Source organism: Azospirillum largimobile (genome assembly GCF_977007025.2).
In genome coordinates, this window is record NZ_CDRMUA020000005.1 from 502,321 (window position 1) to 513,486 (window position 11,166).

Consider the following 11,166-nt stretch of genomic DNA (forward strand, 5'->3'; position numbering starts at 1 on the left):
GCCCCGGTATCCGTCCCCATGAGCGCCGATCAGACCCCGCCGAATTCCGCCGCCACAACCGGCGCCCCCACCGGCGCCGCCGCACCCGCCGCCAGCCAGATGTGGGGCGGGCGATTCGCGCGCGGTCCCGCCGCCATCATGGAGAAGATCAACGCCTCCATCGGCTTCGACAAGCGGCTCGCCGACCAGGACATCGCCGGGTCGAAGGCCCATGCCGCGATGCTGGCCAAGCAGGGCATCATATCCCAGGCCGACGCCGACGCCATCATCGACGGCCTCGACCGCGTAAAGGCAGAGATTGACGCCGGCAGCTTCACCTTCAAGGTGGAGTTGGAGGACATCCACATGAATGTGGAGGCCCGGCTGGCCGAACTGATCGGCGAACCGGCCAAGCGCCTGCACACCGGCCGCTCGCGCAACGACCAGGTGGCGACCGACTTCAAGCTGTGGGTGCGCGACGCCATCGACCGGACCATCGCCGGCCTGACCGCGCTGCAGGCCGCCCTGATCGACCTGGCGGAACAGCACACCGGCACGGTGATGCCCGGCTTCACCCACCTGCAGGCGGCGCAGCCCATCAGCTTCGCCCACCATCTGCTGGCCTATGTCGAGATGTTCGGGCGCGACCGCAGCCGCTTCCGCGACGCCCGCTGCCGGCTGAACGAATGCCCGCTGGGCTCGGCGGCGCTGGCCGGCACCCCCTACCCCATCGACCGCTTCATGACGGCGGAGGCGTTGGGCTTCAACCGGCCGACCGCCAATTCGCTGGACGCGGTGTCCGACCGCGACTTCGCCCTGGAATACCTGTCGGCGGCGTCGATCTGCGCCATGCACCTGTCGCGCTTCGCCGAAGAGATCGTGATCTGGTGCTCCGCCCAGTTCCGCTTCATCAAGCTGTCGGACGCCTTCACCACCGGCTCGTCGATCATGCCGCAGAAGAAGAACCCCGACGCGGCGGAGCTGGTGCGCGCCAAGGCCGGCCGGGTGATCGGCAGCCTGAACAGCCTGCTGATCGCCATGAAGGGCCTGCCGCTGGCCTATTCCAAGGACATGCAGGAAGACAAGGAACCGGTGTTCGAGGCCGACGACACGCTGGCGCTGTGCATCGCCGCCATGGAAGGCATGGTGCGCGACATGCAGCCGAACGTCCCGGCGATGCGCGAGGCGGCCGACCGCGGCTTCCTGAACGCCACCGACCTCGCCGACTGGCTGGTGCGGGAACTGGACATGCCCTTCCGCGAGGCGCACCACGTCACCGGCCGCGCCGTGAAGGCGGCGGAGGACCGCCGCGTCGGCCTGACCGACCTGACGCTTGAAGAGCTTCAGGCCATCGAGCCGCGCATCACCGAGGCCGTCTATCCGGCGCTGAGCATCGAGGCGTCGCTGAACAGCCGCACCAGCTTCGGCGGCCCGGCCCCGGTCCGCGTGCAGGAGGCGGTGAAGGCCGCCCGGGAGCGTTTCCTGTGAACCGTCACGTCACCCTGACCGTCCTCGCCCTGGCCGGCGTGCTGGCTCTGGCCGGCTGCGGCAAGAAGCCCAGCATCGTCGACAGCCCGCGTCCGGAGGGTCAGGTCGATCCCTTCCCGCGCACCTATCCCAACCCCTCGCTGGACCCGAAGCCCGGTAAGCCGGCCGGTTCCGGAGTCCAGTTCCCATGAACGCCGCCCGCACCGGTGCCCCCGCCTATAGTTCCCCCAACGGCTCGCCCATGAGCGTCTTCGCCTACCGCAACGGCGTGCTGCACGCCGAATCCGTGTCGCTGGAGGATGTAGCGCGGGAGGTGGGCACCCCCTTCTACCTCTATTCCACCGCGGCGCTGGAATCGCACTACAACGCCTATGCCGGCGCCTTCGTCGGCCAGGATGCCGGCGTCTGCTATGCGTTGAAGGCCAACTCCAACCTCGCCGTCATCCGCACGCTGTCCCGGCTCGGGGCCGGCGGCGACGTGGTGTCGGTGGGCGAGATGAAGCGGGCGCTGGCCGGCGGCATTCCGGCCGAGCGCATCGTCTTCTCCGGCGTCGGCAAGACCCGCGACGACCTGCGCGCCGCGCTCGAGGCCGGCATCCACCAGATCAACGTCGAGTCGGTGCCGGAGCTGGAGGCGCTGAGCGAGGTTGCCTCGTCCATGGGCGTGGAGGCTCCCATCGCCTTCCGCGTCAACCCGGACGTCGACGCCAAGACCCACGCCAAGATCTCCACCGGCAAGAAAGAGAACAAGTTCGGCATCGACTACGATCACGCGCGTGAGATTTATCAGCGCGCGGCAGCCCTGCCGGGCATCAAGCCGGTCGCCATCGCGGTCCATATCGGCTCGCAGCTGACCGACCTCGCCCCCTTCCGGGCGGCCTACGAGCGGGTGGCGGCCCTGCTGCACCAGCTGCGCGAAGACGGGCACGACATCCAGCGCCTCGACCTCGGCGGCGGGCTCGGCATCACCTACAAGAACGAAGCGCCGCCCGATCTGGCCGACTATGCCGCGATGGTGCGCTCCATCACCGGCAATCTCGGCTGCCGCATCACGCTGGAGCCGGGCCGTTCGCTGGTCGGCAATGCCGGCATCCTGGTCAGCCGCGTCATCTATGTGAAGCAGGGCCTGCACCGCCGCTTCGCCATTGTCGACGCGGCGATGAACGACCTGATCCGCCCGTCACTCTACGACGCCTATCACGGCATCGTCCCGGTCGCCGAGCCGGCGTCCGGCGTCGCGGCGGAGCCCTACGACGTGGTCGGCCCGGTGTGCGAGAGCGGCGACACCTTCGCCGTGCAGCGCCCGCTGCCGCCGCTGGCCGACGACGACCTCGTCGCCTTCCTGTCGGCCGGCGCCTATGGCGCGGTGATGGCCTCAACCTACAACACCCGCCCGCTGGTGCCGGAGGTGCTGGTCAACGGCGACCGCTTCTCCGTCATCCGCCCCCGCCCGACGGTGGAGGAGATGCTGGCGGCCGAGCGCGTGCCCGACTGGCTGTAAGGGCTGTCTAATCTTCAAAGCCCTTCTCCCCTTGTGGGGCGGGATCGGCCAAACGCCAACGGCGTTTTGCCGACCCGCGGGTTGGGATGAGGGGTGCTGCCGACCAAAGGTCGGTGGAATTCAGGCTTGCGCCCCTCACCCCAACCCCTCTCCCGCAAGGGGAGAGGGGCTTTCTCGAAGAAGGAAGCCCAAATACGATTTCTCTGCGGAAAGAGGGGCTCCGGCCTCTTCCCGCCCCCTCAGGTGCGGATCAGCCCGTCCGTCCTGGACGGCTCGGCCGGCGGATTGACCGGCCCCGGCGACAGCTGCCAGCCGTCGAGCGCACGTTTCAGCGCGTCCAGCCCGGCACCGGCGGAAGATTTGGCCTCGTCGGCGGCGCGGGTGATAGCGGCGCAGAGTTCGGCGCGCCGCTTGGGATCGTCGCGGCTTTCCTCCAGCGCGCGGCCGACGTCGTCGGTCGTCCCGCCTTTCCCGGCGTCGGGCGGCGCCGTCTTCGGGTCGATGCCCAGGAGCGGCAGCAGATATTCCCGCCCCTTCTCCCGCGCCAGCGCCACCGCCTTGTCCCCGAAGCGTTCCGCCGTCGCCAGACCGGCGTCCCAGGTGCTGAGCGCGGCCGAGACGGTCGGGCTGCAGCGGCCGGCGGGGTCCTCCGGCGATGCCGTCTGCGCCTGCAGCGGGGCGGCTGAGAGCAGCAGGACCGCCAGGGCCGGCACGGCAAGGCGGCGGATGGAACTGGATGGGCACGTCATGCGGGAAAACCTGCGGTCTTGAAGGGGCCTGACGGTCATTTGGGGAGGCGGCATGCGCCTTTCCATGGCCCCGCCCGATCCGGCACAGCCGACCCGGATCATTCCGTCCAGCGCCTGGAAAGTGCGCAGAGGCCGCAACCTGTGGCGATTTTGCTACCAAATGACTGTTTCATGACTGTTACATGACATGCCGCCGCTGCACTGCGCGGCGAAGCGTGCTAAGAGCAGCGCCAAATCACCCCAGTTACCGCGAGTCACCGTCCCATGCTGCTGCGCGCTTTCCGTTCGCTGATGCCGAAGGAGGAACGCTTCGTCGACCAGTTCGTCGAGCAGGCCCGCCACATCGTGGCCGCAGCCGCCGCCCTGGAGGCGGTGATGGACGCTGGACCGGAGGAGCGGGCGCAGAAGATCGCGGCGCTGAAGCGGGTGGAAAAGGACGCCGACCGCATTGCCAAGGATGCCGGGCGCGACCTGCACCGCGCCTTCATCACCCCCTTCGACCGTTCCGACATCCTGTCGCTGATCAACGCGCTGGACGACGCCATCGACCTGATGGACGAGGTGCCGCGCCATGCCGGGCTCTACGGCATCGAGACGTTCGACGAGCCGATGCGCCGCTTCGTCGTCCTGATCCGCCAGCAGGCCGACGTGATGGTGGAACTGATGCCGCTGCTGGGCGCCATCGCCCGCAACGCGGAACGCATCGATCATCTCTGCGGCCGCATGTCCGACCTGGAGGACGAGGCCGACGACGTGCTGCGCAGCGCCCTGCAGTCGCTGATCGCGGAGAAGCCGGACATGATCGCCTTCCTCGGCCGGCGCGAGCTGTACGAGATGCTGGAGGCGGTGACCGACCGCTGCGACGACGTCGGCGACCTGGTCGCGGGCATCACGCTCGATCAGGTCTGAGGCGGCGGCAATGGAGGCCCTCCAGCTCGCTCTGCCGGCGATCATCTTCATCGTCTTCGTGGCGCTCGCCTTCGACTTCATCAACGGCCTGCACGACGCGGCGAACTCCATCGCCACCGTGGTGTCGACCCGCGTGCTGTCGCCCAAGCTGGCCGTGCTGTGGGCGGCCTTCTTCAACTTCATCGCCTTCCTGTTCTTCGGCCTGCATGTCGCCACCACCATCGGCACCGGTCTGGTCGACCCGCTGGTGATGGACCCGGCGGTAATCCTGGCGGCGCTGATCGGCGCCATCGGCTGGAACCTGATCACCTGGTATCTCGGGCTGCCGTCCTCGTCGTCCCATGCGCTGGTCGGCGGCATCGCCGGGGCCGGCATCGCCAAGGCCGGGTTCGGCGCCATCATCGCCAGCGGCTTCACCAAGACCGCGGTCGCCATCGTGCTGTCGCCGGGCATCGGCCTGCTGCTGGCGCTGCTGCTGATGCTGGTGGTGTCCTGGGTGTTGCGCCGCTCCGCCCCCTTCACGGTCGACCGGCAGTTCCGCCACCTCCAGCTCGTCTCCGCCGCCCTCTACAGCCTGGGCCACGGCGGCAACGACGCGCAGAAGACGATGGGCATCATCGCCGTCCTGCTGTTCAGCCAGGGCATGCTGGGCGATACCTTCTACGTCCCCTTCTGGGTCATCATCACCTGCCAGGCGGCGATGGGGCTGGGCACGATGATGGGCGGCTGGCGCATCGTCCGCACCATGGGCTCGCGCATCACCGACCTGAAGCCCTACCAGGGATTCTGCGCCGAGACGGCGGGCGCCATCACGCTGTTCGGCGCGACGTGGCTGGGCATCCCGGTTTCGACCACCCATACCATCACCGGCGCCATCGTCGGCGTCGGCTCCGCCCGCCGCACCTCGGCGGTGCGCTGGGGCCTGGCGGGCCGAATCGTATGGGCCTGGGTGCTGACGATTCCCGCCTCCGGCATCGTCGCCGCCCTGTCCTACCTGCTGGTGGCCGGCCTGCTGACCCCGTAAGCGGGCCGCCGGCCCGTTCGGCCGGGCGGGGAATCGGGGGCAGGAACACGACGCGAACGGATAAACCCTTCGTTCAGCAGCGCGGCCTTGACCCGGAAGGGCTGGAACGGCAGGATCGGTGCGGTGGAGACAGGATACCGGTCATGCCGCATATCGAACGCACCGACCAAGGCGAGCAGTATGTGCTTCCCGGCACCGAACGCCGGACGGCTCCCGGCTTGCCCTATGCGGCGGAAGCCGACGGCCAGCTGACCCTTCATTTCTACGCCCCGCCCGACAAGTCCGAACGCCGGCCCCGCCCGACCTCCGCGCGCGCCCTGCCCGCCACCCCGGCCATGCCCGCGGTGATGCCGGCCGCGATGGCTCAGGTCCAGACCAGCACGTCGGCGGAGGCCACGCCGCAAAGCCTGTTCGGACGTCGCCTCGCCCATTTCCCGCGGGTGTTCGAGCAGCCCTGAGGGCTGTCGGCAGCCGTCTTCGCGTTTCGGTTCTTGCGGCCGTCATCCCGCGGAGGCGGGGATCCAGGCTTACCCATTGGTTTCTCTTGGGAAACACGGGATTCCCGCCATCGCGGGAATGACGGCCAGGAGTTGCTATCTCTCCGGCATGTCGAATAACCGTACGGGCGATCAGGCAACGCCGGTGCGGCTGCGGTCGGATGCAAGGGTGCGGGCGACCTGACGCAGCAGGATATCGCGGTCATAGGGCTTGCCGATGTGACCGTTCATCCCGGCCTCGCGGCACTGGCGCCGCTCCTCTTCCGATGAGCCGGCGGTCAGTGCCAGGATCGGCAGGTCGCCGCGGGGCGGCGGCATCGCGCGGATGGCCCGGCTGGCCTCCAGCCCGTCCATGCCCGGCATCTGCACGTCCATCAGCACGAGATCATAGTCGCCGGCCTTCACCGCCTCGACAGCCGCGGCGCCGTCCGCGACCAGATCGATCCGATAGCCGCTGTCGCGGAACAGCGCGGTCAGCAGTTCGCGGTTGATCGACAGATCCTCGGCGATCAGCAGGCGCGGCGGTCCGGCCGGCCGGAGCGGGGCAGGAGCCGGTACGGAAACCAGGGGAGATGCTAAGGGAGATGCCAAGGGAGTTGGCGAGGCGGAGGATGGCACAGGCGCCGCCACCCCGCGCACCCCGGTGATGCGGGCCAGCTGCCGGCGCAATTCGTCGATGGAGAAGGGCTTGGCGATCATCGCCACTTCGGGTCCGAAGGCGGCGGGGTTGCCGACGGCATGCGCGGCGAAGCCGGAGGCCAGCAGCACCGGCAGGCCGGGGCGCATGCGGGCGGCCTGCCGCGCCAGCTCCGTACCGTCCATGCCCGGCGGCATGACCACGTCGCTCAGCATCAGGTCCAGCGGCTCCGGCCCGTCCAGGATCACCAGCGCCTCGTTGGCATTGGCCGCCGCGATCACGCGGTTTCCCCAGCCGCGCAGCAGCCCGGCAACCATGTCGCGCACGGTCGGGTCGTCGTCCACCAGCAGGACCGACAGCGGCTGCACGGCCGGGACTGGAGCCGGCACCGCGGCAGCAGGGATCGCGGCGGGTGCAGGTGCAGGCGCCGGCTGGAATTCCCGCCGGGGTTCCGGCGGCAACAGGCGGGCGGCGGGCAGGCGCACCGTCACCGTGGTTCCGACCCCCAGCGTGCTGCGCAGCGCCAGGGTGCCGCCATGCAGCTCCACCAGCCGCTTGGTCAGCGGCAGCCCCAGCCCGGCGCCCTCGATGCCGCGGTTGGCGGCGCTGTCCACGCGGGCGAAAGGCTCCAGCACACGGTCGACATCCTCGGCGGGGATGCCGAGGCCGGTGTCGGTGACGCGGATCACCGGAACACCGTCGTCCACCGCGGCCGACAGGGTCACGGTGCCGCCCGACGGCGTGTATTTCACCCCGTTGGCAATCAGGTTCAGCAGGAGCTGGCGGATGCGCCGGTCGTCGCCGCGCAGGTGCCGCACCGCAGGCGCCACCGCCGCCGACAGCAGCACGCCGGCACGTTCCGCCCGCGGGGTCAGCATGCGGACGGCGAAGTCGGCCGCCGCCTCCAGATCGCAGCGCCCCTCCTCGATCGGAAGCACACTGGCTTCCGCCCGTGCGTGGTCGAGGATTTCGTTGATCAGCTCCAGCACATGCTGGCCGGAATCGCGCACATTGGCGGCATATTGCCGGTAGACCGGGGTGCCGACCGGCCCTTCCGCCTCGCGTGCCATCAGGTCGGCGAAACCGATCACCGCGTTCAGCGGGGTGCGCAGCTCGTGGCTCAGCCCGGCCAGGAATTCGCCCTTGGCGCGGTTGGCGGCCTCGGCGGCCTGCCGCGCGGTCTCCGCCATGTCGCGGGCATGGTCGAGTGCGGCGGCCAGCCGGGCGCTCTCGTCGCGCTCGGCGCTGGTCCGCTCAACCGCGTTGCGCGCTTCGGCCAGCGCCACCTGCGCCTTGCGCTCTCGGTCCAGGTAACGCAGCCCCCAGGCCAGCGCCGCCAGGATCGCCAGCAGCCCGACGGCGGTCTCCACCACCGTGTACAGGGTGCGGGTGCGCCATGCGCCCATCGCCTCGGTCCGGTCGATGCCGGTCAGCACCACCAGCCCGTAATCGCGCATCGTGCGGTAGGCGGCGATGCGCAGCACCCCGTCCAGCACCGACGGCGACAGATACTGCCCCTCCGGCGCCTCGCGCAGCTTGGTCTGGAACAGCAGCCCGCCGGCGACCGACCGGCCTACCGACGCCTCGGTCGCCGGGCGGCGGGCGACGACCTCGCCGTTCGGACGGTAGACGCCGATCAGCGGGTCGAACTCGAAACCCAGCATGTTGTAGAAGTCGGTGAGGGTATCGACCCGGATCGACGCGGACGCCACGCCGACGAAGCGCCCTTCGTCGTCATGCAGCGGGCGGGACACCGGGAAGACCAGCGGCTGGCTGCCGGTGCGGCCCGGCTGCCCGGCGCCGATGTGCAGGCGCATGCCGCTCCGCAGGGCCTCCAGCCCGGCCGGATCGGCAAAGCTGGCGATGCGGTTGGGAAAGCTGGCCGATTCCAGGACGGCGCGCCCGTCGGCGTCATAGATCCAGATCGCGTCCGCGCCCTCGATATGGGCGGCGTACTCGCGCAGCCGGGTCCAGTGCTTCAGGTCGCGCACCTTCTGCGGCCCGCCGGCCTCCGCCACCATCGCGGCGGTCTGGTCGAGCGCGATGTCGGCCGTGCGCACCGTCCGGTGGACATGGTCGTCCACCAGCCGGGCCATGTCGCGGACCATGGCGAAGCGGCGCTGCTGCGTGTCCTGGTAGTCGTAATAGATCCTGTGCGCTGCGTTGCCGGCCAATGCGGCCAGGACGACCACCACCACCAGAGCGCCCCGGACGAAGCGTCCCACAGTTCCTCCCGGAATTCCCCCGCCCCGCCGCGCGAAGCGGCCCGATCAATGCGGCCAAACCGATGCTTCAGGTCCAAACTATCACGAAACCCGCCGGGCCGGCGCGCTATTCGACGGCGGCGCGTCTCAGGGTTTGCCCCGATGGCGGGCGGCGGTGGCCGGCAGCGGTGGCGGCATGGGGCGATCTCCCGCAGAAAAATCGCCGCCGCCCCCATCTTGCACGGGGTACCCCACGGGCCCAAATGCGCGGGCGTCTTGATCATTGGGGAGGTAGGAACATGGGTCTGTTCGATATGTTCAAGGGCAACGCTCCGCTGGAGCTGAACCCGCGCCGGGCGCTGGTCGTCTCGCTGATCTATTGCATGGGATCGGACGGCGAGATCGATCCGGAGGAGGTGGGCCATTTGATCTCCGTCCTCGGCCGCAACGCCACGCGGGAGGAGCTGGACCGCTGCTTCAAGTTCGCGCGCAGCACCCCGCCCGACACGTTCCTGGGCGAGGTCGCGCCGAAGCTGAACGAGCAGCAGCGCCTGTGCATCCTGCTGAACATGATCGACAGCGCCATGGCAGACGGCGAGGCGGAGCAGGGCGAGCGCGACCTGATCATCCGCTTCCAGCAGGCCTTCGGCTTCGACGACGCCAAGCTGCAGCCCTATTTCCAGGCGCTGGTGGCGAAGAACAGCCGGACCGTTCTGGACGCCTGACGGCCGGGTGCCGGCGGGGTGCCGGCCACGTGAAGGCGGCTCCCGACCGCTGCCCCGCGGGGGTCGGGAGCGCCCGGCGGCGCTTCGCCCCGATGGGCAAAACCATGGCCGGCGCAAGAGGGGAATGCCCCAGGAGTTCGCCGGAATTTGCCGCGTCTGACCCGCGAAACGGTCACAGGCGGAATAAACCGCCCCGACCTATGTTGATGCAGGTGAGAGGCCGGCCACCGTCAGCTTTGCCGATGTGCCCGCTGTGACACGAACGTTCAATTGTCACAGCCGAACGTCATAGGCACCGTTGTGGGAACTGGTCCGAAGGTTTACTCTGTTCGTACCCCCAACCAATTCCCAAACATGGGAAGGTGCCATCCATGAATCTGCACAGTCTGGCCAGCGACATGGTGCAAACCGCTCTGGCCTGTGAAAAGGCGCTCCCCGGTAGGGCGAACGCCGACGAACATGATCTCGCCCGGCACATCCTGGTCGAACCCGACCACGCCTGGCACGTTTGCGAGACCTACGCCCGCGCCGTCCGCATATCAGTCGAACAGCTCCCGGTCAGCCAACTCCGCGGCCTCATCAGCGACATCGTGCTGTCGAAGCTTCCCCGTTACGACTGAGTTTCTCGATCCCAAGGGCCGGCGCCGTATCCGGCCGATGGCCGGAACGATCCGGGTACTTCATTCCCGCAATTCCTGTTCCGTGGTGCCACCATGGCGATCGAGCTTCATTCCTTTACCGTAACGCTGGCCGTCGCGGATTCCTCCGGCTGTTCCAGCGCCGCCGAACACCGTGCCCGCATCTGGAAGGCCGTGTCCGAGCTGTCGGCCGCCGTCCGCAATGCCGGCATGACGACCGAGGCCCGCTTCCGCGGCCAGGACCGCCAGGGCCATGTCCTGTTCGAGGCGACCGACACCGGCGCCGCCTTCCTGCGCGGCCTGCCCGCCATCGCCCGCGTCGACGACGCGCGCATGGGCGGGGGGCGTGTGCAGCTTCGTCACTGACGCCGCCCCGGCTCACCGGCCGGCGCGGTCCAGTCGTCGCCGCAAAAACCAAGGCCCGCCGCTCCGATCCGGGGCGGCGGGCCTTGCCGTTTTCAGCGCATGATGTTTCCGCTCAACGCGCGCGGTGGCGCAGGGGCCGGACGTTGCTTTCGGTCTCGACCTCTTCGGTCGGGCGCACCTTCTTCAGCTGGACGATGAAGCGCTCTGCGCCGTTCTCCATGACGGCGATGCCGGTCAGGCCATGCGCCCAGTCGCACGGGACGACGTGGATCTCCTTGATGGTGGCGGTACCGGCGGCAAGCTCCGCACGATCCAGGACCACGTCCCCGACCCGGAACCCCAAATAGGCGTCTATCAGCATTCTGTTGGGTGTCCGTCTTCCGTTTCAGGCCACGCACCGGGCCCGGCACCAGGGGCCGGGCTCCTTCACGATAAGCCATCTTGCCACA

Annotated in this window: 12 protein-coding genes; 9 read left to right on the forward strand and 3 right to left on the reverse strand. The window is 69.1% G+C overall.

All coding sequences use genetic code 11. The features are described 5' to 3' along the window. Positions 1–18 precede the first annotated feature (18 nt). From argH to lysA, 3 genes are read left to right on the forward strand one after another with little or no spacing between them, the layout of a single operon-like run. Positions 19–1,467, forward strand: a complete 1,449-nt coding sequence (gene argH / locus ACWPKK_RS27060) for an argininosuccinate lyase (RefSeq protein ID WP_452010608.1) — start codon at positions 19–21, stop codon at positions 1,465–1,467. Beyond that, positions 1,464–1,658, forward strand: a complete 195-nt coding sequence (locus ACWPKK_RS27065) for a hypothetical protein (RefSeq protein WP_149227040.1) — start codon at positions 1,464–1,466, stop codon at positions 1,656–1,658. Before argH ends, ACWPKK_RS27065 begins: the two co-directional genes overlap by 4 nt. 50 nt (positions 1,659–1,708) lie before the next feature. Then, positions 1,709–2,968: a diaminopimelate decarboxylase gene (gene lysA / locus ACWPKK_RS27070; RefSeq protein ID WP_452010796.1), complete on the forward strand. Its 1,260-nt coding sequence runs from the start codon at positions 1,709–1,711 to the stop codon at positions 2,966–2,968. Between the two features lie 239 nt (positions 2,969–3,207). Here the strand turns inward: lysA and ACWPKK_RS27075 are convergent, their stop codons facing one another. Further along, a complete protein-coding gene (locus ACWPKK_RS27075) occupies positions 3,208–3,717 on the reverse strand; it encodes a hypothetical protein (protein WP_452010611.1) in 510 nt (169 codons plus the stop codon). A gap of 264 nt (positions 3,718–3,981) precedes the next feature. Here ACWPKK_RS27075 and ACWPKK_RS27080 point away from each other — a divergent pair, with 264 nt between their 5' ends. From ACWPKK_RS27080 to ACWPKK_RS27090, 3 genes are all read left to right on the forward strand, one after another. Continuing rightward, positions 3,982–4,626 (forward strand): DUF47 domain-containing protein, encoded by a 645-nt coding sequence (locus ACWPKK_RS27080; protein ID WP_108548800.1) that lies wholly within the window; start codon positions 3,982–3,984, stop codon positions 4,624–4,626. A 10-nt stretch (positions 4,627–4,636) separates the two neighbouring features. Beyond that, complete coding sequence (locus ACWPKK_RS27085) at positions 4,637–5,650, forward strand: inorganic phosphate transporter (RefSeq protein ID WP_149227035.1); 1,014 nt, start codon at positions 4,637–4,639, stop codon at positions 5,648–5,650. Between the two features lie 143 nt (positions 5,651–5,793). After that, complete coding sequence (locus tag ACWPKK_RS27090; RefSeq protein ID WP_452010615.1) at positions 5,794–6,108, forward strand: hypothetical protein; 315 nt, start codon at positions 5,794–5,796, stop codon at positions 6,106–6,108. A 171-nt stretch (positions 6,109–6,279) separates the two neighbouring features. Here ACWPKK_RS27090 and ACWPKK_RS27095 read toward each other — a convergent pair whose 3' ends face one another. Then, positions 6,280–9,009 carry a response regulator gene (locus tag ACWPKK_RS27095; protein WP_452010618.1) on the reverse strand — a complete coding sequence of 910 codons (2,730 nt, stop codon included), beginning with the start codon at positions 9,007–9,009 and terminating at the stop codon, positions 6,280–6,282. 278 nt (positions 9,010–9,287) lie between these two features. Here ACWPKK_RS27095 and ACWPKK_RS27100 point away from each other — a divergent pair, with 278 nt between their 5' ends. The 3 genes from ACWPKK_RS27100 (at position 9,288) to ACWPKK_RS27110 (ending at position 10,717) form a co-directional block, all read left to right on the forward strand. Beyond that, entirely contained in the window at positions 9,288–9,713 is a 426-nt protein-coding gene (locus tag ACWPKK_RS27100; RefSeq protein ID WP_324866549.1) for a tellurite resistance TerB family protein, read from the forward strand. A gap of 371 nt (positions 9,714–10,084) precedes the next feature. Further along, positions 10,085–10,333, forward strand: a complete 249-nt coding sequence (locus tag ACWPKK_RS27105) for a hypothetical protein (protein WP_452010621.1) — start codon at positions 10,085–10,087, stop codon at positions 10,331–10,333. Between the two features lie 93 nt (positions 10,334–10,426). Beyond that, positions 10,427–10,717: a hypothetical protein gene (locus ACWPKK_RS27110; protein ID WP_324866553.1), complete on the forward strand. Its 291-nt coding sequence runs from the start codon at positions 10,427–10,429 to the stop codon at positions 10,715–10,717. Positions 10,718–10,829: 112 nt separating this feature from the next. Here the strand turns inward: ACWPKK_RS27110 and ACWPKK_RS27115 are convergent, their stop codons facing one another. Continuing rightward, positions 10,830–11,078 (reverse strand): hypothetical protein, encoded by a 249-nt coding sequence (locus ACWPKK_RS27115; RefSeq protein ID WP_111070105.1) that lies wholly within the window; start codon positions 11,076–11,078, stop codon positions 10,830–10,832. Positions 11,079–11,166: the final 88 nt, after the last annotated feature.